This is a genomic window from Chryseobacterium turcicum (assembly GCF_021010565.1).
GTDB lineage: Bacteria > Bacteroidota > Bacteroidia > Flavobacteriales > Weeksellaceae > Chryseobacterium > Chryseobacterium turcicum.
Genome location: NZ_JAJNAY010000001.1, coordinates 863,089 through 885,662, shown reverse-complemented (window position 1 = coordinate 885,662; position 22,574 = coordinate 863,089). Strand labels below are relative to the sequence as shown.

At 33.7% G+C, this 22,574-nt stretch carries 15 protein-coding genes; 9 read left to right on the top strand and 6 right to left on the bottom strand.

Going from position 1 to position 22,574, the window contains the following annotated elements; translation table 11 throughout:
- Positions 1-4: 4 nt before the first annotated feature.
- Complete coding sequence (gene ruvA / locus LO744_RS04175) at positions 5-589, bottom strand: Holliday junction branch migration protein RuvA (RefSeq protein WP_230667334.1); 585 nt, start codon at positions 587-589, stop codon at positions 5-7.
- A 537-nt stretch (positions 590-1,126) separates the two neighbouring features.
- On the opposite strand from ruvA, the gene LO744_RS04170 reads away from it, so the two are divergent.
- From LO744_RS04170 to LO744_RS04150, 5 genes are all read left to right on the top strand, one after another.
- Positions 1,127-3,358 (top strand): TonB-dependent receptor, encoded by a 2,232-nt coding sequence (locus LO744_RS04170; protein ID WP_230667332.1) that lies wholly within the window; start codon positions 1,127-1,129, stop codon positions 3,356-3,358.
- A 263-nt stretch (positions 3,359-3,621) separates the two neighbouring features.
- Positions 3,622-5,139: a pyridoxal phosphate-dependent decarboxylase family protein gene (locus LO744_RS04165; protein WP_230667330.1), complete on the top strand. Its 1,518-nt coding sequence runs from the start codon at positions 3,622-3,624 to the stop codon at positions 5,137-5,139.
- A complete protein-coding gene (locus LO744_RS04160; protein WP_230667328.1) occupies positions 5,117-7,537 on the top strand; it encodes a GNAT family N-acetyltransferase in 2,421 nt (806 codons plus the stop codon). The genes LO744_RS04165 and LO744_RS04160 overlap by 23 nt, the downstream gene beginning before the upstream one ends.
- Before the next feature lie 127 nt (positions 7,538-7,664).
- The gene (locus tag LO744_RS04155; protein ID WP_230667327.1) at positions 7,665-8,978 is read left to right on the top strand and encodes a lysine N(6)-hydroxylase/L-ornithine N(5)-oxygenase family protein; all 1,314 of its coding nucleotides are present in this window, start codon (positions 7,665-7,667) and stop codon (positions 8,976-8,978) included.
- On the top strand, positions 8,954-10,297 hold the full coding sequence (locus tag LO744_RS04150; RefSeq protein ID WP_230667325.1) for an MATE family efflux transporter: 1,344 nt from the start codon (positions 8,954-8,956) through the stop codon (positions 10,295-10,297). Before LO744_RS04155 ends, LO744_RS04150 begins: the two co-directional genes overlap by 25 nt.
- A gap of 132 nt (positions 10,298-10,429) precedes the next feature.
- On the opposite strand, the gene LO744_RS04145 is transcribed toward LO744_RS04150, so the two are convergent.
- The 3 genes from LO744_RS04145 to LO744_RS04135 all read right to left on the bottom strand — a co-directional run bounded on the left by LO744_RS04145 (position 10,430) and on the right by LO744_RS04135 (position 14,236).
- Positions 10,430-12,718: an NADP-dependent malic enzyme gene (locus tag LO744_RS04145; protein ID WP_230667324.1), complete on the bottom strand. Its 2,289-nt coding sequence runs from the start codon at positions 12,716-12,718 to the stop codon at positions 10,430-10,432.
- Between the two features lie 316 nt (positions 12,719-13,034).
- Positions 13,035-13,886, bottom strand: a complete 852-nt coding sequence (locus LO744_RS04140) for an ATPase (protein ID WP_230667322.1) — start codon at positions 13,884-13,886, stop codon at positions 13,035-13,037.
- Positions 13,887-13,972: 86 nt separating this feature from the next.
- Complete coding sequence (locus tag LO744_RS04135; RefSeq protein WP_066680021.1) at positions 13,973-14,236, bottom strand: hypothetical protein; 264 nt, start codon at positions 14,234-14,236, stop codon at positions 13,973-13,975.
- 230 nt (positions 14,237-14,466) lie between these two features.
- Between LO744_RS04135 and LO744_RS04130 the strand changes: the two genes are divergently transcribed.
- The 4 genes from LO744_RS04130 (at position 14,467) to LO744_RS04115 (ending at position 18,529) form a co-directional block, all read left to right on the top strand.
- Positions 14,467-14,925 (top strand): GtrA family protein, encoded by a 459-nt coding sequence (locus tag LO744_RS04130; RefSeq protein WP_230667320.1) that lies wholly within the window; start codon positions 14,467-14,469, stop codon positions 14,923-14,925.
- Between the two features lie 3 nt (positions 14,926-14,928).
- Positions 14,929-15,654 (top strand): lysophospholipid acyltransferase family protein, encoded by a 726-nt coding sequence (locus LO744_RS04125; RefSeq protein WP_230667319.1) that lies wholly within the window; start codon positions 14,929-14,931, stop codon positions 15,652-15,654.
- 48 nt (positions 15,655-15,702) lie between these two features.
- A complete protein-coding gene (locus LO744_RS04120) occupies positions 15,703-17,475 on the top strand; it encodes an MFS transporter (RefSeq protein WP_230667317.1) in 1,773 nt (590 codons plus the stop codon).
- A gap of 91 nt (positions 17,476-17,566) precedes the next feature.
- Positions 17,567-18,529, top strand: coding sequence for a DUF3810 domain-containing protein (locus tag LO744_RS04115; RefSeq protein ID WP_230667315.1), 963 nt, complete (start codon positions 17,567-17,569; stop codon positions 18,527-18,529).
- A 664-nt stretch (positions 18,530-19,193) separates the two neighbouring features.
- Here the strand turns inward: LO744_RS04115 and LO744_RS04110 are convergent.
- Together LO744_RS04110 and LO744_RS04105 are read right to left on the bottom strand one after the other, a co-directional pair.
- Positions 19,194-20,822 (bottom strand): T9SS type A sorting domain-containing protein, encoded by a 1,629-nt coding sequence (locus LO744_RS04110; RefSeq protein ID WP_230667313.1) that lies wholly within the window; start codon positions 20,820-20,822, stop codon positions 19,194-19,196.
- 145 nt (positions 20,823-20,967) lie between these two features.
- Positions 20,968-22,524 carry a tetratricopeptide repeat protein gene (locus LO744_RS04105; protein ID WP_230667311.1) on the bottom strand — a complete coding sequence of 519 codons (1,557 nt, stop codon included), beginning with the start codon at positions 22,522-22,524 and terminating at the stop codon, positions 20,968-20,970.
- Positions 22,525-22,574: the final 50 nt, after the last annotated feature.

Sequence of the window (22,574 nt, the reverse complement as noted above, 5' to 3'; positions counted from 1 at the left end):
AATGTTAAATGTTTTTTAAAATTTGTTTTACCAATTCTTCTATAGTAATTTCCGGAATTTGCTTTAAAATACGATCTGCAATTTTCTCGCTTGTTCTCTTAGGAATTCCTAAAACTTCTAATGCAGATAACGATTCTTCTTTCACTTTATTATTCTCAAACGAAGAAATATTCGCTTCAGTAGTTGCAAATTTTTGAACTTTATCTTTCAAATCAACGATGATTCTTTCGGCAGTTTTTGCACCAATTCCTTTGGCTTTTTGTATTACTGCTCCGTTTCCAGAAAGTATTGCCGTTGCAATCTCTTCAAGGCTTAATGTTGATAATAAAATAAGTGCCGAAACAGCACCTACACCATTTACGCTTATTAAGAGGTTAAACATTTCTTTTTCTAAACGGGTATGAAACCCAAACAGCAAATGCGCGTCTTCACGGATAATCTGCTGAATGAATAAAAATGTTTCTTTATTTAGAGTCAATTGTTGAGAAGTCATGAGGCTAATACCGGTATAATATCCTACTCCATTTACGTTGATTACTGCGTAAGTTGGGGTAAGCTCCTGAACGATGCCTTGTAAGGAAAATATCATTATTTATTTTTATAACTTCCAAATATAGTAATTTAAACTAAGTAATGTTTTCATTTCAAAGAAGAATGAGTTTTAACTTAATTTTAAACAGCAAATACAATAAAAACAGCTTTTACACCAATAAACTCCAAAATAAGATTTCTTCATCTTATCAATTAAAATCATTCTGGTTTCGCACTCAATATTCTCTTTTTTAATGATTAAAATACTCAAAATATACCTTACAATTTTCCGGAAAAATTAAAATCATCCAGTTCGTCTATCATTTTTGGGGATTTTTAGCCTTGTTAAATCGATAGTTTTTAGAGATAAATGAGCTCCACAATAAAAAAATATTTAAAATTTTATTTTTCATCTCATTTTATCATCTCATTTTGAGACTGCATTTAAAGAACATCTAAAGAGGGTTAATCGGTTTCAGCAATTAATAAAATCTTGTTTGATTGCTTTTAAAGCATTTAAGTGACAAAAGTCAGGTTGATTTTTCCATGAATAATAATTTATATTTACCTCATTATTTTTAATTATTCTAAATAAATGAAAAAGCAATACGCACTTTCAATCTTATTATTGGCAACTTTAGCCACCAATACTTTTGCTCAAAACCAACAAGACAGTATCACAACCAAAGAAATTAGCGAAGTGATTATGGTATCTTCCCGTTCGCCAAAACAAATCAGTGATATTCCGGGTACAGTTTGGGTCATCAGCGATAAAGAACTTAAAACTCAGATTCGAGGTGGAGCCGGATTAAAAGAAGTATTGGGAAATATGATTCCCGGATTCGATTTTGGAAATCAGGGACGCACAAATTATGCCCAAAACATGCGTGGAAGAAATGTTTTGGTAATGATCAACGGGATTTCTATTAACAGTACAAGAGCAACAAGCCGACAGTTTGATGCAATCGATCCTTTCAACATCGACAGAATTGAAGTGCTTTCTGGAGCTTCTTCTATTTATGGAGGTGATTCTACAGGAGGGATTATCAACATTATCACTAAAAAGCCAACATCAAACAAACTGGCTTTCGAAACTTCTGTGGGTTTAAAATCAGGTTTTCATAAAGATGATCTCGATAAAAGAATCGCGCAATCTATCTCGGGTGGAAATGATAAGATAAAATTCAGACTGGGAGCAGCTTTCACACAAAATGAAGGAGCTTTTGATGCGAATGGCGACCAAATAATCACCGATGTAAAACAGGCAGATTTTCAATACAACAGATCCATAGATTTATTGGGAGGCATTAGTGCTAAACTGGCTCCTAATCAAGACCTGAATGTAGATTTGCAATATTACAATTCAAAAGTAAGAAACAAGAAGTGGCTTTCTTTCGGACAGAATTTTGTCGGGTTTACCACAAAAAATCCTGATTTAATAAATGTTTCAGATGGGGCCGATTCGGATCTCGTTCCAAGAACAGAACGTTTTATGGCCAATATTAATTACAATGCACGAAATATTTGGGGCGGACAAAACTTAATTTTACAAGCTTACGGAAGGCGTGAAGAAGTAGACTTCGGAGCCTCTTTTGCCGAAGTACCAAAACCACCAGCTGGAGTTGTACTTCCCGTTTTTCTTTCTTCAGCAAGAGGAAATACAAATGCATATGGCGCAAAATTGGTTTTAAATAAAAAATGGAGCGCTTTCAATTTTACTTACGGAGTTGATGTTGACTTAGAAAATTTCACAGGAGATCAGGCCATTTTTAATCCACAAAAAAGTGCACAGTCTGGAGGTTTAGTCAATCAGACCGATGCTTTTGTAGGAAGATATCCCGACACCAAAACTTCTGCGCTTTCGGGTTTTATTCAGGCAGATTGGAATATTACCAACAAACTAACTTTTTCAGGAGGTGTACGTCAACAGTTGATTAATGTAAAACTGGATGATTTTGTAGGATTCAAAGAGCAGGTTTATATGCATTTCGGATACGGAAATTCTGCAGATGCCGTGAAAGGAGGCAAAAACAATTACGATGTTACTTTGCTTAATGGAAGTTTATTGTACAAATTCAATCCTTCTTGGCAGACTTGGTTTAATTTTTCTCAGGGATTTGCCGTTCCTGATGCTGCAAAATCGTATGGTTTCGGTAAATATCAATTAACGAACAACCGTTGGAATTTACTCAACAGCATGAATATCGCAGAACAACCTTTAAGCGGAATTAAAACGGATCAGATGGAGCTTGGTTTCAGACACAACAGAACTTCAGAAGAAGGACTTTCTGCTCAAGGATCAGTTTTCTACGCACTTTCCAACAAAACTTTGAAAATAGATAACGCAGCTTTTACTATTTCTTTGCTTGATCAGAAATTAAGAAACTATGGTTTTGAAGGAGCTTTAAGCTATAGATTCTCTCAAGGTTTAGAACTAGGAGGAAATGTTTTATTAATGCAGTCTGAAACAGAAACCGTTGATAAAGGTTGGCAAAACCAATCGGTTTACACGACTAATCCTTCAAAATTTATGGTGTTTACAGGATGGAATGCGAAAAGTTTTTCATTAAGACTACAAATGCAAAATTCTATGAATTACACCGATTTAGCAGACATGAAAATGATGGGTTACACCTTATTTGATTTGGTTGGAGATGTAAAATTAAACAAAGGAGTCATCAATTTCGGAGTACAAAATATCTTCAACAAACAATACACGACCATTTGGGGACAACGTTCTGTATTTTTCTACGGCGCTCCTCAAAAAGCTTTCGCTTATCAAGGAAGAGGAACTACATTTTCTGTAGGATACACGATAAATTATTAATTATTTAAAATAAAATTGAAACATTCCGTCACTTCGAGTAGATTTTGAAAAAAAACGTATCGAGAAGTTTTATACTAGAATTAAATTTTTAAAAACCATTAAGATTTTATAAAGAGCGCCAGCTTAATTAAGATTAATCATTTTGATTTACTTACGTGAAGCTATTTTTAATAATTCTTAACTCCTTAATAAATCTTAATGGTTCAATTAAAGAATCTTAGAAGTACTAATTAAAAAGTAAAAAACACCAACCAAAAATTTTTATGAATACATTTATTACCGAACAATTGGTTTCGGAAAAGGAAAGTCTTTTCCCAAATCTGGAGAGTTTATTTTGTGATATCAATATTCACGAGTATCAAAATGTAATGCAGAAAACACAGGAAACAGTGATTGCATTTTTAGAAGATAACACTCAACCTTTCAGTGGAGTTTCTCCAAAAGAACTGAGAAAACATTTTGAAAACATCAATCTTAACGATGCTCCTCAAAATTACGAAGAGGTTTTTGAAGAAGTAAAAACACTTTATACACAACATGCCGTTGCTTTCCATCATCCAAAATATGTTGCGCATCTCAATTGTCCGGTTGTTATTCCTGCAGTTGCGGCTGAAATGTTGATTAGCTCTATTAATTCATCTTTAGACACTTGGGATCAAAGTGCAGGAGGAACCTTGATGGAACAAAAACTCATCGAATGGACGTGCAATGAAATCGGTTATGGAAAAAATTCAGACGGGATTTTCACGAGTGGCGGTTCTCAAAGTAATCTGATGGGAATGTTGTTGGCGAGAGATTATTATTCAATCAAAAATTTTAATCATAACATCAAAAAAGATGGATTGCCAGAAAATGCACATCGTTTCAGGATTTTTGTTTCGGAAATGGCGCATTTCAGTATTCAGAAAAGTGCATCAATTTTAGGATTAGGAGAGCAAGCTGTAGTTAAAATCAAAACCGACCGCTCTTTTAAAATGAACAGTATTTTATTGGAAGATGCTATTCAGAAAGAAATTGAAAATGGCAATATTCCTATTGCAGTGGTAGCGACAGCAGGAACCACAGATTTTGGAAACATCGATCCTTTAACGAATATTTCAGCTATTGCAAAACAATATGGGATGTGGTTTCACGTAGATGCAGCTTACGGTTGCGGATTACTTTTAACTGAACAACACCGTCATTTAATCAATGGAATTGAAAATGCAGATTCTGTGACCGTTGATTACCACAAATCTTTTTTCCAGCCTGTAAGCAGCAGCGGATTTTTGGTAAAAGACAGAAATTATTTCAGTTTAATCACGCATTATGCAGATTATTTAAATCCAAAGGATCACGACGAAAATGAAATTCCGAATCAGGTAAATAAATCAATTCAGACGACAAGAAGATTTGATGCGTTGAAACTTTGGTTTACTTTAAGAATTATCGGTAAAAAAGGACTTGGAAATTATATTGAAAGAATTATTTCCACAGCAAAAGAAGCTGCCATTCTTCTTGAAAATGACCCTCATTTTGAATTATTAAACCGTTCTGATATTTCAGCGTTGGTCTTCCGTTATTCTGCGGACCCTTTCAAAACTTTTGATCTGAGCAGAATCAATACCTACATCAAATCACAACTCTATAAAAACGGAAATGCGCTTGTCGCAGGAACAAAAGTAAATGGGCAGTTTTACTTGAAATTTACTATTCTAAATCCTTTAACAACAGTTGAAGACATCAAATCTATTTTAATCACAATAAAAAAATACGGAAATGAATACATTGAAGTTAACTAATCAGGAATACGCAGAAAATATTAATTATACCGCTCTCATTAATTGCTATATGAGAGAATTTACCAACTGGAGCCGTTATCTGGGAATCCCTAAATATGATATTGCCATTGCTAAAAATATCAGAAAAACATCGACAAATCTTCATATCAGAATCGATTTTTCTTCGATAGGATGCGATGTTTATATTCCTGTAAATTATTTTTCTGAAACGGGAAGGCATCTTTTTGATTTTCCAGTTTTGCGAAGAGTTTTAGAAACGGATGAAGTTTCGGAAGTTGATATTTACGGTTTTATGACCTTAATCGCAGAATATTCAAGAGGAATTCATTCCGATATTGATGCTTCTACAGTTTTAAAAAGATTGAATAACAGCATTGAAAATCTTACAACATATTTAGATTATTTATCTGAAAACAATAAATCGGTGAATGATTTGGAAATGTCTTTCATTGAAGCTGAACAATCCCTTGTTTTAGGCCACATTTTACACCCGGTTCCAAAATCGAAGCAAGGTTTTGATCAGAAAGATTTGTTGAAATATTCGCCTGAAACTTCCGGGCAATTTCAGTTGTTTTATTTCTTAATTAATCCTGAAAATGTCATTGAGAAAAATGCAGACGGAAAGCTTGTTACTAAAGAATTGGGCGAAAAAATATATCCACTTTTAAATTCAGAACATAAAAAATTATGGGATGAGTTTCCGGATTATCAGATTGTTCCGATGCATCCTTGGGAAGCAGAATATTTGCTGGTTCAGGAAGATGTTCAGGTTATGCAGGAGCAGGGAATTTTGTTTGCTTTAGGTCATTATGGAGAATTCTTCACTCCTACTTCATCGGTAAGAACGGTCTACAGTGAAAACAGCAAATGGATGTACAAATTTTCTCTTCATGTAAAAATTACCAACTCGGAGAGAATTAATTTATATCCTGAGCTTCATCGTGGTCACGACATCAGCAATTTATTAAAAACAGATTGGGGAAAAAATTTACAAAAAGACCATCCTGAAATTGATTTTATGGTTGACCCAGCTTTTATTGCCGTAAAGTTTAATGATAAAGTAATTAATGGGTTTAATATCAGCATCAGAAGAAACCCTTTTCAGGGTGAAAATAAGACTAAAAACGTAACGCTTTTAGCAGCACTTTGTCAGGACGGAATTTTTGGTCAGCCTTCGAGACTTCAAAATATTATTGTCAACACTGCAAGAAATCTCGATTTATCAGTAGAACAGGTCGCTTTAGACTGGTTTAAACAATATCTTCATATCTGCGTAAGACCTATCGTCGGAATTTTGAATACGTATGGATTAGCCTGTGAATTTCATCAGCAAAACGTCATGATTGAGCTTGATAAAAAAGGTTTTCCTGCGAAAATTTATTTTAGAGACAATCAAGGGTTTTTCTTCAGAGAAGGCAGAAAAGCACTGGTTTCTAATGCGCTTCCCGGAATTGCAGATAAAAGTCAGTCGATTATTGATGAAGAATCTTTGGCTCCAAAATACACGTATTATCTGGTGACCAATAATATTTTAGGGGTTGTGAATGCATTAGGCTGTAATCAATTAGCTGATGAAAGAAAATTAATCAATCTTGTTTATAAATCATTCAAAGAACTTGAAAATGAAGATGAAACAGGTTTAGTAGATTACATAATCAACAAAAGAAATTGGTACACGAAAGGAAATTTAATTACAAGCCTTCAAAACATCAATGAAGCAGACGAAAACCTGGAATATCCTGCGGTTTTTCTAGACACCCCAAATCCTTTAAACAAATATTTTTTCTCTCATAAATTAATTAAGCCCGAAACTAAAGAAATTGTTTATTCAAGATATTTTGAAGAAGAGAATGTAAACATCAGCATTCGTCCTTTCAACATCGACAATGATTTTGAAATGATTCACGAATGGTTTAATAGGGAACATGCAAAACCTTTTTGGAAAATGGATGGACCCAAAAAAGACTTAGAACTTTGGTTCAGAACAATTCTTCCAAGTGATGAGCAACATAGTTTTATTGGTTATGTAAATGATGTTCCACAATTCAGTTTTGAACCGTATTGGCCAATGCGAGATATCGTAGGAGCCTATTATGACGCGCTTCCGACTGATTACGGAACCCATTTTTTTGTTGCAGAAACACAGAAGGATAAAAAATATTCTTTTCAGTCATTTCAGGTTGCTTTAGATTATATTTTTATGCTTCCGGAAGTGGGAAAATGTATTGGTGAAGCCTCTGTTGATGCTGTTCCTACTGATAGAATCATTACAAAATTAGGGTACACTCGTGAAGGTGTAATTGAAATGCCTCACAAAACGGCTTATCTTACTTTCTGTACCCGTGAAGGATATTGGGAAAAATGCCCTGAAAGCAGATTGGAAGCAAAAAGTATTTAAAAACATTCTTTCATAAAGGCTTCGACGGGCTCAGCCTGACACTGCTGATTTTTACACTTAGTATTAGCGGTGTCATCCTGAGCCTGTCGAAGGATCTTTACAATATTAATTTCAAAAAATAAAAACATTGGAAAACAATAAAATATACGACATCATCGGAATCGGAATCGGTCCTTTTAATCTTGGCTTAGCTGCACTTTTAGAGCCCATAGAATCTATTCAGTCACTTTTTCTGGATCAGGCAGAAGGTTTTGATTGGCATCCCGGGTTGATGCTTGACAATGCTACACTTCAGGTTCCTTTCATGGCAGACTTGGTGACAATGGCAGATCCGAAAAGTAAATACAGTTTCTTAAATTTTCTAAAGAAAACAGATCGGTTATATAAATTTTTCATTCGGGAAGATTTCTTTATTTTAAGAAAAGAATACAATCTGTATTGTCAATGGACCGTCAATCAATTAGAGAATTGCCTTTTCGGAAAAAAGGTTGAGAATATCACTTTTAATGAATCTGAAAATGTATATATCATCGAGGTTCTAGATTTAAAAAACAATGATGTTAAAAAATATTATACTAAAAAACTGGCTTTAGGAACAGGAACTCAGCCGAAGTTACCTGAATTTATGAAAGATAAAAACTATCCGAATATTATTCATACTTCAGAATACCTCAATCATAAAGAAGATATTCTGAATGCAAAATCAGTTTCTATTATCGGTTCCGGACAAAGTGCAGCAGAAATTTTTCAGGACTTACTTCCTGAAACCAATGATAATTTATCGATGAGTTGGTTTACAAGACCCGACCGTTTTTTCCCGATGGAATATTCGAAACTGACATTGGAATTAACTTCGCCAGAATATGTAGATCATTTTTATCAGATGCCATCTAATCAACGTAAAAATATTTTAGCAAAACAACATCCGCTTTATAAAGGAATTAATTTTGACCTCATCAATGATATTTTTGATACGATGTATGAGATGAGTGTTGGGAATATTCCGTTAAATGTGGCATTAAAACCAAGTTGCCAACTGGATAACATTTCTCCTGAAGGAAATTCTTATGTGTTAAATTTCACACATATTCAGGATGAAGTTACCTTTACCAATATCTCAGATTATGTGATTCTGGCGACAGGCTACAAATACAAAGAACCTAAGTTTCTGAAAGGAATTGAAAATAAAATCAATAGAAACGAAGATGGATTATTTGATGTAAGCCGTTACTACACCATTGATAATGATGGAAGTATTTTTGTACAAAATGTAGAACTTCACACCCATGGTTTTGTCACTCCCGATTTAGGAATGGGCGCTTATCGAAATGCAATTATCATTAATGCTTTAGCCGGAAAAGAAATTTATACAATTGAAAAACATATTGCCTTTCAGCAATTCAATACCTCAAAAGAATGGATCGCAAAACCTTCATCTTAAAAGGTGACTTAAAAAAGGTCATGTGGGAAACTTCATGGCCAGCCGTTGCAGCAATCGTCTTGTACGGAATTAATAATTTTTTAGATGCCATTTTTGTTGGTTATTTAATTAATACAAAAGCTCTTGCCGCAGTGGGAATCGCTTTTCCACTGTCTCAAATCGTTTTAGGTTTCGGAAGATTGGTAGGAATTGGCGCCGGTGCCGCAGTAAGTATGTGGATTGGCGAAAATAAACAAAACAAACTATACAATCTATTTGGAAGTTTCAACTTTCTGTGTATTTTTTTCTCTTTAATTTGTACCATTCCTGCTTATATTTTTGCACACGAGTTGATGGCAATGATGGGTGCAAAAGGAGATTTACAAACGATTGCAGTAGAATATTTTAGGGTCACTTTAATTGGAACAATTTTCTGGATTTATGGTTTAGCCTTAAATATGTTGATTCGTGCAGAAGGAAAAATGAAAACCGCTGCAATGATGATTGCCGTTGGATTAGTCATCGATATTATTTTAAAACCTATTTTTATTTCAACCTTTAATATGGGAGTTTCCGGTGCAGCTTGGGCAACCAATTGCGGAATGCTGATTTATTCCCTACTCGGTTTTTATTATTATGCTAAAGGAAAAAGCTCGTTTAAAACCAATTGGAAATCGGTTTCTTATCATCCTGAAATAGGAAAGAGAATTTTAAAATTAGGACTTCCGGAAATGATTTTATCGGTAATGGGAGTGGTACAAAGTATCATTATTTTTAATGCAATCGCTTCTTACGGAACTGAAGATGACATTTCTTTTTTTACTGTTTTGAATCGATTTTTTCTGTTTTTATTAACTCCATTATTTGGATTAATGCGAGGTTTACAGCCCGTTGTAGGAATCAATTTCGGCGCGGGACAATTTGACAGAGCCAGAAAATTTTTAAAAACCTATATTTTGGCAGGCGTCGCAATACTCTCACCATTCTTTTTGATTGCTCTCTTATTTCCGCAACAGTTAATTGGCTTAATGCTTCCGGGATATATTGTAAATGCAAGTCAGATTCAGGATTTCAGATTATTTTTTTCTGTGCTTCCTTTACTACCAGTTACGGTTTTGGCACTCTCCTATTACCCTGCCGTAAATGACAGCAAAAAAGCAAGTTTCTTAGTTTTCCTACGACAATTGATTCTCTACATTCCATTAATGCTTATCCTTCCTTATTATTTCGGAGTGAAAAGTATTTATTGGGGAAGTGCTTTGATAGAGGTCATTGTTGGGGTGACTACTTTTATTATATTAAGGAAAGGAATTGTGAAAACGAAGATGCAACTTACGTAAAAACATAAGTCGGGCAGAATTCGTAAAATTCTGCCCGACTTTTTTCTTATTAATTGTTGGATGTTATTATATTGTTGATAGGATTTTATCCTATCCTTTGTTAAGTCGTCCCTTCGGGACTTCTATTAACAATTATTTTTTACCTTCTCTTCTCTGTGCATCCAAAACTGCAACCGTTGCTAAGTTTACAATCTCATCAACACTTGAACGCATCTGTAAAACGTGAACCGGTTGTTTTAGTCCCATCAAAATTGGTCCGATTACTTGTGCAACCTTCATTCCTCTGATGATTTTGTACGACAAGTTAGCCGATTCAAGATTTGGGAAAATAAATGTATTGGCTGGAGTAGTTCCTAATTTTGAGAACGGATAATCACTTAAATGATCTGCATTCATCGCAAAATCCGGCTGAATTTCTCCATCCACAATCATTTTCGGAAATTTTTCATGAAGAATATTGACTGCTTTTGCTACTTTTTTAGACGTATCAGAAATGGCAGAAAAGTTTTCAAAACCTAACATTGCAATTCTTGGTTCGATAGCGAAAGATTTTACGGTGTGTTCTGCCATTTTAGCAATATTCACCAAATCTTCAGCAGTAGGATTTTGATTGATAGAAGTATCTGCAAAGAAAATAGGTTTCTTTTCAGACAAAATCATCATCATTGCCGCCACTTTATCAACACCTTTCTCTTTTTCGATTACTTCTAAAACAGGTCTTAAAGTAGAAACATAATTTTTAGAAAAACCAATAATCAATCCGTCTGTATCCCCATGTTTTAACATCAAAGGACCAAAATAATCTCTCTGGCGAACGTATCTTTTTGCCTTGTACTCGTTCATCCCTTTTCTCTGACGAAGTTTCCAAAGGGTTTCTCTGTATTTTTTTCTGTTTTCTTTCTGGTCGTCGTCACTAGGATCGATAATCGGAACGTCAATGTCGATTCCGAAACGCTCCATTTGTTCTTTCACATATTTTTTGTCTCCTAAAAGAATAGGATGCGCAATACCTTCTTCATATAAAATTTGTGCAGCTTTTAGAACATTATATTCTTCAGCATTTCCTAAAGTAATTCTCTTAGGATTAGCTTTTGCGCGGTTTTGCATCATTCTTACCAACTTCTCATCTCTTCCCATTCTGTCGAGAAGTTGATTTTCGTATTCGTCGAAATCGGTAATTGTTTTTCTTGCCACACCACTATCAATAGCAGCTTTTGCTACTGCGCTCGAAACTTTGGTAATTAATCTGTTGTCAAATGGTTTTGGAATAAAATATTCTCTTCCAAACTGCAAATTCTTAACATTGTATGCTAAAATTACCGCTTCTGGAACCGGCTCTTTCGCCAAATTAGCAATAGCATGAACCGCAGCTAATTTCATCTCTTCATTAATTCCTTTTGCCTGAACATCTAATGCACCACGGAAAATATATGGGAAACCAAGAACATTGTTCACCTGATTAGGATAATCACTTCTTCCAGTTGCCATGATGACGTCTTTTCTTGTAGAAAGTGCCAAATCATAAGCAATCTCAGGATCAGGATTTGCCAATGCAAAAACAATTGGGTTCTCAGTCATGCTGCTCAACATTTCTGGCGTCATCACATTTCCTTTAGACAAACCAATGAAAACATCTGAACCTTTTACGGCATCTTCTAAAGTTTCAATATCTGTTTGAGCAATGAAATCTAGTTTTTCCGGAGTAAGATTTTCTCTTTTATGATTGATGACACCTTTACTATCGCACATCAATACATTTTCTCTTTTTAAACCTAAAGAAATATAAAGATTGGTACAAGCAATTGCCGCAGCTCCTGCTCCGTTGACCACCATTTTCACTTCTTCAATATTCTTATTGGCAATCTGAAGAGAATTAATTAAAGCAGCTGCAGAAATAATCGCTGTTCCGTGCTGATCATCATGCATCAACGGAATATCTAATTCTTCTTTTAGTTTTTGCTCAATATAAAAAGCTTCAGGAGCTTTGATATCTTCAAGGTTGATTCCTCCAAAAGTAGGAGCAATTCCTTTTACAATTTGTATAAATTTATCAGGGTCTTTTTCGTCAATTTCAATATCAAAAACATTGATGTCTGCAAAGATTTTAAACAAAAGACCTTTCCCTTCCATTACAGGTTTTGAAGCTTCAGCACCAATATCTCCCAAACCAAGAACTGCTGTTCCGTTTGAAATTACAGCCACCAAATTTCCTTTTCCTGTATAATCGTAAACTGTTTCAGGATTTTTTTCAATCTCCAGACACGGAATAGCAACCCCCGGAGAATATGCCAACGACAAATCTCTCTGTGAAGAGTGCGGTTTTGAAGGAATAACTTCAATTTTTCCTTTAGGTTCAGCTTTATGATAATCTAACGCGGCCTGATTGAAGTTTTTTTCGTCGCGATGAGTTTTACTTGACATAGAATTTTCTGTTTTTTATTTAATATTTATCAAATTAGAAGTTATAAATGTTCTTTTGTCTTAAAACAAAAGAACCAAAAATTCAAGACTGGATTTCTCCGCTAAAATTTAAAAAACTTCCTAAAATTTCCAAACTCGGGCGGAAACAATATTTCAGATGCTAATCCTATTTTCTGCCGCCACTCAAACAGTGGAAATTTCTTTACGGAATTTTTTAAAATTTCTTTACGCTGCGAACTCCTAAGTCGTTTAGAAAGTTTTATTACTTAATTTGACATTTATTTATATATTATTTTTTACTTAAACTTATTATCTACTATAAAATATATTTAATGTGGTAATCGACTAAACTTTCGATGGGTTTCTGTACGATATGCCCCACATTTAAATTGAGTTCTGACGCAGCAGAACGTAAAATATTTTCGTAATAATAAGCAATTGAGCCTATAAAATTAATCTCGGCATTCTGAGATTCTTCATACGGAAGAACCTGATAATCGAAGAAATTTTTCATCTCTTCCAAAACCATATTCTGGAAGTAAGGATGCTCTTTTCTTTCGACTACAAATTTATTGAAATTGGCCAAGTAAGCATTTGGTCTGGTGGTATGATACATGTTTTTTAACGCTTCGTCAATCGTTAAACCATATATTTCTTTAAACGCAAGATGTAAATCCTGAGGAAGTTTTTGCATAAAAAATCTGCGCACCAATTGTTTTCCAATCGCGCTTCCGCTTCCCTCATCTCCCATAAGATATCCTAACGAAGGAAGTTTTATTTTTAAATTTTCTCCATCAAAATAGCATGAGTTTGATCCTGTTCCTAAAATACACACTATCGTCGGCTTACCATTATAAGCAGCATAAGCAGCGGCATAAAGGTCTTCTTTTACAACGATTTGAGCATTGGTAAAAACTTTACCTACTTCCTCTTCTATCGTTTGACAGTTTTTTTTCACGCCACATCCTGAGCCATAGAAAAAAATCTTGGTAATAGAATTCTTAACTGATATTAAGCTATTATTTTTTTCAATTTCGGGTACGATAAGCTCTTTGCTGATAAAATTGGGGTTGAAACCAATGGTTTCGGTCTTTAAGAAAACGTTTTTGAAGTCATCCAAGATTACCCAGTCAGATTTAGTAGAACCACTATCAACAATAGCAACCATATTTCTAGTTTTAAAGGGCTAAATTATGAATTTATCTTTAATTAGCCCTCAAAAACGGGTACAGATACTTTCATTTATGATTAAGTTCAGCTTTTGATTTCGTTTTTATTTTGATTAAACTGTATCAACCAGTCTTCTATCTCTTCTTCAAGATAAGTGGCTTGCATCACCATGGCGTTGATAAAATCGTCGGGTACAGGATCGCCGTTTGAATTTTCAAGATTCCAAAGGTCGTCTGACATATTTTCGTACTCTGAGTATACCCTTTTGAAACGGGTATTTTCTTTTTCTAAAACTTCAATATTTTTCTGTTGAAGCTGAAATTTTCTGTATTTGTTTTGAGATTTCATACAAATAGTGGGGTTAAATGTGGTTTATAAAACTTGTGCAGATACTCCTTATCGTGCATTACAAGATAGAAAGACCATCAACAGAAAAAGTTGAAAATGAATTTTTTATCAGGTACAGTTTCTTTCGTTCTGAAAATTAAATTTAGAAATTATTTTAACACGAAAAAAAAAATTAACAACTTTTTTCACTGTTTAACATATAGTTATAAATTTGCATATTATTAAAATAGATGACAGCATTATTACTACGCCACAAACAAGTACTTTTATTTATCGTTGCAGGCGGACTCAGTGCGATTGTGGAAATCGGGAGTTTCAAAACCTTCAGCACCTATCTTCCGCAAATTATTTCTCAGGAACAGAATTTTCACGGAATTCATTATCCGTTAAGTAATATTTTCTCGACAAGCTGCGGAATTTTATTTAATTATTTCCTGAGCATCTGGTTTGTTTTTGAGCGCGGAAAACATTCTAAACGAAAAGAGTTTGTCTACTTTATGGGGGTTTCTTTTATGTCAACCATTTTAAGTTTAACTTTCTTTCAGGTATTTTACAGTTTTATATTTAAAGACAATATTGATTTAATTTTTTATACCTTGAGTCCGGAAATGACGAGTAAGATTGCTGCTATACTGCTGGTTTCTATTCTTAATTATTCTGTAAAGAAAAAAGTAATATTTAACGGTTGATTTGTGACTAAAATTTTAAATTACCTCTGGAGATTCTGGCTGATTATATTGGCTACTATTCTCACTACTATTCTGGGATTACCCGTTTATATTTTATCTTTAAAGAAAAGTACCTTTAAATATGCCAATATCTTAATAAGAATTTGGTGCTACGGAATGTTTTTCGGAATGGGTTTAAGATACCAGCTCATCAATCTAACTGATAAAAAGATTGACAAAAACAAGCAGTATGTTATTATTTCAAACCATACTTCGATTATGGATATTATGCTTCCCTGTATTTTATTTCCTAACCATCAACTTTGTTATGTTGGAAAGAAAGAACTGATGAAAATTCCGATTTTTGGAACCATCTACAAAAGAATCTGTGTGATGGTAGACCGAAGCAGTGCCAGAAGCCGTGCCGATGTCTACCGTAGATGTGCCGAAAAAATGGAAGAAGGTAACAGCATTGTTATTTTTCCTGAAGGCGGCGTTCCTGATGACACGTCAATTGTTCTAGATGAATTTAAAGATGGAGCTTTTACACTTTCATCAAAACATAACTCTCCTATCGCAGTCTTTACTTTTGTAGGTTTAAAAGAAATCTTTCCTTTTGACAATTCTAAAGGACATCCCGGGAAAGTAAAAGTATTTTTCAACGGCATCTTAGAACCCACCGACTCACCAAAAAACTTGAAACAGTCTGCTTTTGAGATGATAAAAAAAACTTTAACAGAACACAGTTAATCACATAAAAAATATATATTTGTTATTACGAATTTATTTTCAACAAATATGTCAAAAACAACTACTCAACCTACTAATTACCCCGCACTTTATACACTTATTTTAGTGTTTTTCTTTTGGGGTTTTATTGCAGCAGGAAACAGCATTTTTATTCCTTTCTGTAAAAATTATTTCTCACTCGACCAGTTTCAATCGCAGCTTATCGATTTTGCATTTTATACCGCGTACTTTTTGGGAGCATTATTGCTTTTCATATTCAGTACCATTAAAGGCATCGATATCATTGGCAAATGGGGCTACAAAAAAAGTATTGTTTACGGTCTTCTCCTCTCCGCAATCGGAGCAGCTATTATGATAATTGCGGTAAAAGCAAACGTTTACTACGGAATGCTGATTGGATTATTCGTTGTAGCGCTTGGTTTTTCTATCCAGCAAACAGCAGCCAATCCTTTCGCCGTGTTATTGGGAGACCCCAAAACAGGAACCAGCCGACAAAATCTTGCAGGCGGAGTAAACTCTTTTGGTACCTCAATAGGTCCTATCATTGTAGGCTTAGCTCTTTTCGGAACTACTGCCAGTGTAGATGACGACCAGATTAAACATTTAGCTTTAGACAAAGTAATTTTATTGTATACCGCTGTAGGAGCTTTATTTTTAGTTGCCGCGGGAATTTTTTATTTTTCTAAAAAACTACCTGCCGGAATTTCTACAGAACCGATGGAAAAAGCAGGAAAAGCAAGAAAGAATTTGATTGCGATGACTGTTTTGGTCATCCTGTGTTTCATCCCAGTATTTGCAAGTTATAATTCTGATGCAGCTCTAAAAATTGAGGATTTAAATAAAGAAATAACCGCTTTAGACACCAGTAAAAAAGCTGAAACTAATGCTGCCACGATAGAAAATATTCAACAAAATATTGATGCTAAAAAAGCAGAATTACAAGAGGTAAAACATCCTTTAGAAAAAACAAGAATGTATTATTTAGGCGGTGCTTTGTTAGCCGTAGTTCTATGTCTTGTTTATGCTAACACAAGCTCTAAAAAAAATCCTGAAGGATGGGGAGCGATGAAATATCCACAACTTGTTTTGGGAATGCTCGCCATTCTTGCTTATGTAGGTGTGGAAGTTGCCATTGGTAGTAACTTGGGTGAACTTTTAAGCTTACCAGAATTCGGGGGACATCAGTCTTCAGATTTAGCACCTTACATTTCGATGTATTGGGGAAGTTTAATGATTGGAAGATGGACCGGTGCAATCACTGTTTTCAACCTTAATAAGCAACAGCAAATGATTGCTACTATTGTGGTTCCGTTTATTGCTTTCTTGGTCATTATAGGAATTAACATGATTGCGCAAAAAGACATGTCTAACCTATATTTTTATGCAATCTGCATCGTAATCCAGGTGATTTTATTCCTTATAAGTAAAAATAAACCAGCTTTAACGCTTATTATTTTCGGAATTTTTGGGGTGACAGCAATGATTGTCGGGTTAATGACCACCGGAAATTTTGCAATCTATGCCTTCTTATCAGGAGGTTTAGCATGTAGCATTATGTGGCCGTCAATCTTTACACTTGCCATTACAGGTTTAGGAAAATATACTGCTCAAGGTTCTGCATTTTTGGTCATGATGATTTTGGGTGGTGGAATTATCCCTCCATTACAAGGAAAGCTTTCTGATATAATTGGAATCCACAGTTCGTATATTATCCCGGTACTTTGCTTTGCCTATATTACACTATTTGCATATCTTGCAAAGAAGACCTTAAGCAAACAAGGAATTGATGTTGACGTTTTAGAATCTGAAGGTGCGCATTAATACTACAAAAACATATAAAAAAAAGAGATTTTGGGCGGGTATTTTACTTGCCCAATTTCTTTTGTTCTATACTTTTTCAAAACTGCAAATCATGGTTTCTGTTTTTGAAAAATTATTTGAATTTCAGAAAGAAATCCATCAACAGCTCTTTGCGTGGGTTCCTTTTTCATTTGGAGATTTGATGTATATCTTATTAGGAATTTTATTGGTTTATCTAATCATTAAACTTTTAAAAAAGAGAACAAGAAGTACCGCTTTATTTAAAATATTAATCGTTTTAAATATCACTTATTTCATCTACCAAATATTTTGGGGAATGCTTTATTTCCAGACACCAATTATCGCAAAACTTCCCAAAACAGAAGTTACGCTGGAAGTAAGAAAAGCATTGGCATTAGAATATCTTGAAAAATCTAAAGCGACCAGAAAGCTCGTTAAAGAAAATAAAAACGGAGTTTTTCTAAGCAGTGATTTAAATGCCATTCAGCAAGAAATATTAAATCGACAAAAAACACTTCCTTCTTTTATCAATCAAAAAAAGAGCAATGATATTAATTCTTTCAAACCTAGTTTATTTGGGAAAACAATGAGTTTTACTGGGATTCTAGGATATTACAATCCTTTTACTGCAGAAGCTCAGTTCAACGCACAATTACCATCTTCTTACCTCTTATTTACTCTTTCTCATGAAAGTTCTCATCAATTGGGATTTGCAAGAGAACAGGAAGCTAATTTTATAGGCTATCTGATTGGTGCAACATCAAAAAATTCTGAACTCAGATACAGCACAGAATATTTTACGTTAAAAAGTCTATTGAATTCTATCGTTAATGAAGATGAGAATTTTGTAAAGACCGCTTTAGAAAATTATTCTGAAGAAATGAAAAGAGACCGCTTAAATGAAAAGAAATTCATAACAGAACATCAGGGTTTTCTTAATGAGTTTTTTGGATTTACTAACAATATTTTTCTTAAAAGTAATCAACAAGAAGGCTCGATTACCTATTCTTATTTTATTGAACTTTTGGTGCGCTACAAAAGAATGAATCCATAAAAAAAGAATCGTATCAGGCGATACGATTCTAAAAACACAAATGATGAAAAAAAATTTATTACCTTGACTTGTTCCCTCATTCAAGGCACTGTAAAAGTACGATTTTTTTTTAAAAATCAAAATATAGCCCCTCTTTTTATTCAAGTTTTATGAAAACTTTATGATTTGAAACTATTCCCCTTTTTACTTTTCCCGACAATATGATTTACACATATGCTGTGAAAATTGATTATAAAAGAATTTTAAGGAAGAAATCATTCAAAAAATAAAAAATAGTTTAAAAACAAGTAAATTATTTTATGGCGAAAATCTTAACTAATTTTAATAGAATTTTCCCCTATCGATTAGTGAATTATCTTTCAACAATATTAAAAAGTAAAATAGAAATCTGAATCTTTGTTTCTAATAGAAGCATAAACAAAGTGATTTTACAAATAAAGAGCAAAAAATATATTCCTAACAACAATTCAGAACCTAAAAATTAGTTCAAACATTTAGACTAAGCCGTTCGAAAGCTTTCATAAAAAAGAGACCTAAATGACTTTAGGTCTCATGGAATATGGCTTCGTAAATTTTAATATTCAATAATAAATCGAAAACGTTTTATTACTAAATTTTGTAAATTATTAATAATTGTACAGCTACCATTCTTTGATTATACTTTTTATTTTTTAATGAATTTGATTGCTTTTTCTTCGCCTTTTAGTTTCAGAATATACTGTCCTTTTACAAGTTCGTGTACCATGATATCTCCAGACTTCATTTCTCCAGACTTCACCAATTGGCCTACTGAATTATAAATAACAAAATTAGAATTATCTGCTCCATCCAAATGAATAACATCGGTAGCCGGATTTGGATACAAACTAATCGACTTTGTTTTTACAATATCACGAGTTCCTAATGCAGCAGCAGGAAGAACAAGATTCTGTGCATACACTACAGAGTTTGCATCACTAGGCTTTTGCTCTTTGAATACAATTACCGCTTGGTTATTAATAGGCTTTAAAATATCAATAGAAGTTTTAGAGCCATTAAAGGTAGCCATCGGAATGTATTGTTGTGTCCATGCAAAATCTCCGTTATCATTAAGCAAAACAGCGTTTAAAGAGGTAGGCAACAATGCTGTATTAATTCTTTTTTCTACGACAAAATAAGGTTTACCTTGCGCTAAATGCAAATCACCACTATGCATCATAAATTCACCTGTGATAGGGAAAACCTGCTTGGCATTATCTGTAAATAACCTGTTTCCCGTGTTTTTATCAAATTTTTGAACATATTCCCCGCCTGCACCTTGTCCGGTAGTGGTATAATTCGCTACAGCCCAAATATATGGAGAGCCTGTAGCAAATGCTATTCTTGTATTCTTCTCAAAGCTAGTTTGGTTAATATCAAAGTCTACCCCATCAACTCCCCAAGGTTTAGTACCATCAGAAAAATTAACTCTCTGCAAGTAAGAGTCAAATCTATTCCCTTGCCCTGTACTGTACCCGTAATACACCACGCTACCATCTAGCACAGCAGAATATTTGGTATTATAAGACAATGTTTTTGTACTTACCTGCAACGGACCATCTGACCAAATAATATTCCCATTAAAATCTATTTTTTGAGCAAATAAATAACTTGTAGTTTGCGCTGATATTTTTTTATGAAATAAAAGGGCTACTTCGCTGTTTGGTAATTCAAAAAAATCAGAAGGAGCTGTTTGCTTAGCCGGATCATCAGACGCAATACTTATTGGTGCTGCCCAAACCGGCTGCCCTGCGGCATTGTATCTTTGTACTCTCATTTGAGCTTGAGTAGTTGCAAGATTACCAACAATAATATCTCCATTCGATAATGGTAGAATCTCTGGAGCATACCCTTCTCCAGCGTTGATTCCGTTTGGCCATATTGATGTTCCTTGTGGAGTTACTTTAAAAACAAGTAATGGAGTACCGGCTCCTGTACCTGTTACTCCTATAAAAAGATTATCAGCACTGTCAACTACAATATCTCCAACAGTTGTATAACTAGACATTGGAATCTGGTTGCTAAGCATTACGCCATTGTCTAATAATTTATTTCCATTTTGATCTAATATTTGCAACCACAGCTCGAAATTTGTGGGTGCTGCTACCTGTTTCCAAAATGCGATGTACGTTTTCCCATCTTTAGTCATTGCAGAAAAAGAACCTCCATTTCCTGGATCGGCAACAAATAGATTTTGATCTGTATTAGGATTCCATTGTGCAGATGTTGCAGATATCATGAATCCTGTCAATAATAATGTAATTAATTTTTTCATACTCTCTATTATTTCTTGTTTGAAACAAAGGAATAAAGTATTCTGAAAGTCTGATTAAAAAACATTACACAGTTACCACCTACACCTTAAAAACCATCCCCATACTAAGCACACACATAAACATAAACAACTAAAATACAGAAACTTAAAAATCATCCAGATATTTAGATAAATCTTCTTTCGTATTGGTAAGTTCTAGTTTTTTCCGAAGTCTTGTGCGTGAATTCTCTATTGTTTTAGGAGTAACATTCAATAGATTTGAAATTTCTTTAGTCGATAGCCGAAGTTTTAGCATAGCAGCTAACCGTTTATCATAATTGGTAAGGTTCGGATGTTTTTGTTCTAAATTTTTATAAAACGATTCATGAATCTGTAAAAAGTGATACTCAAAATCTTCCCAAGTATTGGGTTTCACGCTTATTTTAATTTCATTAATAATCTCAGAAATTTCTTCCGCATGCTGATATTTTATTTTTAGAGCATTTACTTTTTCCAAGATAGATTTAAAAATAGAATCAACTTTTTGCTGCTCCATCGACTGATACACCAATAGCTTCTCTTTCATGTGGTTATCAAACTCCAATTCTTTTTCTCTAGCTTCTATCAATTTTTTCTCAAGATTCAACGCTTCCGTTTTATTGCGATAATTAATTGTGTAGAGAATACAGATAACAACGATTAATAGAAAAACCACCAAGACGATAATGTAGATTAGATTCTTTTTTTCTTGCTTTAAGCTGGTGAGTTTTTGCTTTAATTCGTACTCATGCTGAGCTTTGATTCTTTCTACATTTACTGCTTTCTCTTCAATATTCAACATCTCCCGAATAGAATCATACTTTTGAAAGGTAAATGCAGCATTTTTATAATCGTCATTTAAGAGATAGGCTTTGTACAGATTATCTAAGTATTTTATATTATCAAAATCTACAGATTTTTCCTCAATAAATTCACCTGCTTTTTTAGCATACAATAACGCTTTTATAGGCTCTTTTCGGTTAACATAAAAAGTTGCGAGATTATAGATAACATTGTAATTTGCATCTACATCGGTAATTTTATTTTGTTCTAAAATATTTTTTGCTTCTAGTAAATATTTTTCCGATTGTACATATTGTTTTTTACTAAAGAAGAGTTTCCCCAAATTTGACATGACAAATGCCTTTAAAGCCGGATCATCATAATCTTTAAAAACAAGCAGGCTTTTCTGAAAATAATACTGTGACAAATCATACTTTGATAACGAGAAATATGCATTTCCTAAATTATTCAGAGACTTAATAATTCTGGCTTTATCATTTTTCTTTTGGTAAAAATCTAACGTTATTTTATAATATTTAATCGCTCTGTGAGGATCATTGAGTTGTCCATAAATGAACGCAAAATAACTATTAACAATCGCCAATTTTTCAGGGGTATTGCTTTCAGTAAATGCATGATGAGCTTTGGTGCAGTATTCTAATGCTTCATCAAAATGATTAATGTCAATATAAATCTGAATAGTTTTAAGATAAAAATCTCCCAAATCTTTCTCAGGAACTGCTTTTTTAGCTTTTTGAATATATAGATTTGCCTTTTCCCCGTCTTTATACTTTATGGCATTCGCAGAATCTATGTATGCAACATAAGACTTTTTATCTTGCGCAATACAAAAATTGATAAGATTTAAAAATAAAAAAACAAAAAACACTTTCTTTTTCATCATTTAATATAAAAATAGTCTCATTTCAGATTGAAATCAGTAATTCTCAT